This window comes from Thermohalobaculum sp. (assembly GCF_058622915.1).
In genome coordinates this window covers 1-2,614 of the sequence record NZ_JBZSYN010000111.1, presented here as the reverse complement: position 1 = coordinate 2,614, position 2,614 = coordinate 1, and the positions used below count along the sequence as shown (strand labels likewise).

General features: G+C 72.5%; 4 protein-coding genes and 1 pseudogene. 3 read left to right on the top strand and 2 right to left on the bottom strand.

Annotated features, from left to right (window positions below):
- The 3 genes and pseudogenes from AC32QD_RS08910 to AC32QD_RS08900 all read left to right on the top strand — a co-directional run.
- A pseudogene (locus AC32QD_RS08910) lies at positions 1–572 on the top strand (hypothetical protein); the annotation flags it as partial.
- The gene (locus tag AC32QD_RS08905; RefSeq protein WP_492010138.1) at positions 569–841 is read left to right on the top strand and encodes a PqqD family protein; all 273 of its coding nucleotides are present in this window, start codon (positions 569–571) and stop codon (positions 839–841) included. The pseudogene AC32QD_RS08910 and the gene AC32QD_RS08905, both read left to right, overlap by 4 nt.
- Positions 842–850: 9 nt before the next feature.
- Positions 851–1,339 carry a lasso peptide biosynthesis B2 protein gene (locus tag AC32QD_RS08900; RefSeq protein WP_492010137.1) on the top strand — a complete coding sequence of 163 codons (489 nt, stop codon included), beginning with the start codon at positions 851–853 and terminating at the stop codon, positions 1,337–1,339.
- 72 nt (positions 1,340–1,411) lie between these two features.
- On the opposite strand, the gene AC32QD_RS08895 is transcribed toward AC32QD_RS08900, so the two are convergent.
- Positions 1,412–2,125 (bottom strand): YjbF family lipoprotein, encoded by a 714-nt coding sequence (locus tag AC32QD_RS08895; protein WP_492010136.1) that lies wholly within the window; start codon positions 2,123–2,125, stop codon positions 1,412–1,414.
- A partial coding sequence (locus tag AC32QD_RS08890) for a YjbH domain-containing protein (RefSeq protein ID WP_492010135.1) occupies positions 2,122–2,614 on the bottom strand: 493 nt, incomplete at its 5' end. The genes AC32QD_RS08890 and AC32QD_RS08895, both read right to left, overlap by 4 nt.

Here is a 2,614-nt window from a genome sequence, read left to right as displayed (position 1 = left end):
TCCATGCCAGCGCCGTTGCGCTGGGCTCGGACGCGGTCGCCTTCCTGGCCGCCTCGGGCCACGGCAAGTCCACCCTGGCCGCCGCCTTCGCCTGCGCCGGGGCGCCCTTCCTCACCGATGACGGCCTGGCGCTCGATGCGACGGCGGACGGATACCGCGCGCTGCCGAGCCACCCCTCGCTGCGCCTTTGGCGCGATGCCCGTCAGGCGCTCATGGGGGCCGATGCAGACGGCGTCAACGGCACCAAGACGCGCATGCCGGCGCAGGCGCGGCTTCCCCATTGCGGCGAGAGCCGGCCGCTGCGGGCCGCCTATGTGCTGGGGCCCGGCGAGGCGCCCGCGGTCGCGTTCCAGCGCCTGCACGGGGCCGAGGCGCTGGAGGCCTGGCTGCGCCACGCCTTCCTGCTCGACGTCGAGGACAGGGCCGCCCTGGCCGCCCATTTCGCGGATGTCAGCCGGCTGTGCGGCGCGGTGCCGTGCTACCGGCTCGACTACCCGCGCCGCTTCGCCGAGCTCGCGCGCGTGCGCCGGGCGATCGCCGAGCACGCGGCCGCGCTGGAGCCGCGCCCGTGAGCCCCGGCAGCAGCTTCGAGGTTCCCGCCCATGTCGTCGCTCGCCGCATCGGCGACGACAGCGTCATCCTGGACCTGCACAGCGGAACCTATTTCGGCCTCGACCCGGTGGGGGCGCGGATCTTCGAGCTGGTTGCGGACGGCCGCGCGCTTGGCGACATTCAGCGCACCATCCTGGCCGAGTACGACGTCGCCGCCGACGTGCTCGAGGCCGATCTCGAGCGGCTGCTCGACGAGTTGCAAAGCCATGGCCTGGTCACGGCGCGGTAGCGAAAGCGCGTGGCACCTCTCGCGCGGGCGGCGCGGCTGCGCATGACCGCCACGCCGCGAAGCCGGGTCTCGCGCGCGCTCGGTCTCTCCGCGATGCAGTGGCGCCATCTGGTCATTGCGGTCCTCGAGCTCGCGCGCGCGCGCGCGCGCCTCGCGCTGACCTCGTCCGCGGACTGCCTGGCCCGGCTTCGCAGCCACTCGTCGCCCGCCGCCAGGCCGCCGGAGCCCGGCGCCCGCGACAGCCTCGCGGGCATCGCCTGGGCGCTCGCCGCGGCGGCAGCTCGCGTGCCCTGGCGCGCCGACTGCCTGGTGCAGGCGATGGCGGCGGACCGATGGCTCAGGCGCCGCGGTCTCGCGCCCGAGTTCTTCCTCGGCGTGGCCAAGGCCGAGGCGGGCCACCTGCGCGCGCACGCCTGGATCCGCTGCGGCGACATCACCGTCACGGGCGGCGGCGACGACGGGTTCTCCGTCCTGATCGAGCCCGGCACCGACGCTTGAGCGCTGACCCGGGGCGCGCGCGCGCCGTGTCCCGCGCGCCGCCTTCCCCCGCCGCCGGCCGGCTGCCTCGGCTCATCCGGCATAGGGCCGGATGATCTCCACCGTGACCTGGCCGATCTCGGGGCCCAGCCACTGCTTGGACTTCCAGATGAACCCGGTCGCGGGGTCCACCCAGTAGGTATTGGTGACCTGGCGGCGCGCGTTGGTGCAGTCCTCGCTCACCCGCATCACATTGTAGCGCAGCTCGACGATCTCGATGGTCTCGCGCGCCACCGGCGTGAACACGCAGTCGAGCGTGATGCTGTAGTCCCCGAGGTCGCGCACCGCGTAGCGGTACTGGCGGTTCACGTGATCCGGCCAGTCGGCCAGGGGCGTGGGATGGGCGATCGGGTCGCGGCGGTCGAAGCGGACGGAGCGCAGGTCGTAGCCAAGCGATTGCGTGCCGCTGACCGCGCCGCCCAGCATGATCACCGCGGCGCCCGAGGTGTCGCGGTAATTCAGGTAGCCGCCATTGTCGACCAACGGCACCAGATAGGCCCGCGGCCCGCCATTCTTCGACAGGGCGATGGTGGCGTAGGGGATCCGCGCCAGTTGCGCCCGCGTGACCGGGGCGGCGGGGGGCGCCTTGGGCGCGCCGGTGATTGCGGTCTTCAGCACTCCGCCCAGACGCTGGAACAGGGTCGGCCCGCCGCTCGAGCAGGCCGCCAGCGAGGCGCCGAGCCCCACGGTGACCCCCAGGGCGAGCGCCAGGGCGCGGGCGCGAGGCCTGTGGCGCCCAGCCGTCATTGCCAGAAGTCCCCCCAGCTCCTGCCGAGCCCGCGGCGATCCATGTCCTGGACCAGCGGGTAGAGCCGGTTCGCGATCTCCAGCCTCTGCCCGCCGTCGCGGGTGAGCGGCCGCAGCACGGTGGTGTAGGAGGACCGGCTCTCGAACGGCAGCATCCAGTTGAACGGGATGGTCAGGTAGATGCCCTTGTCGAAGCTGCCCTCGCCGAACTTCTTGAAGGGCACGTTGGTCAGCGTGAAGAAGCCGCCGATCTCCCAACCGTTGGCGAAGCGGCGCTTGAGCGAGAAGGTGCCGCCCCAGTCGCCGGCGAGATAGCGCCCGGCGTCGATCTCGACGCTCAGGTCGTGGAAGCCGGTGTCCCAGTAGAGACTGGCATGGCCGGTGACGACATTGTAGTCGCGAAAGCCAAACAGCATGTCGTAGTCGCGCTGCCGCGCCCAGTTCAGCTCGAGCCCGATGCCCCAGTTCTGCAGCGCGGGCTTCCACAAG

Excerpts from the sequence above, each read along its gene's own strand:
- AC32QD_RS08895 (WP_492010136.1), bottom strand. The coding sequence starts at position 2,125 with ATGACGGCTGGGCGCCACAGGCCTCGCGCCCGCGCCCTGGCGCTCGCC.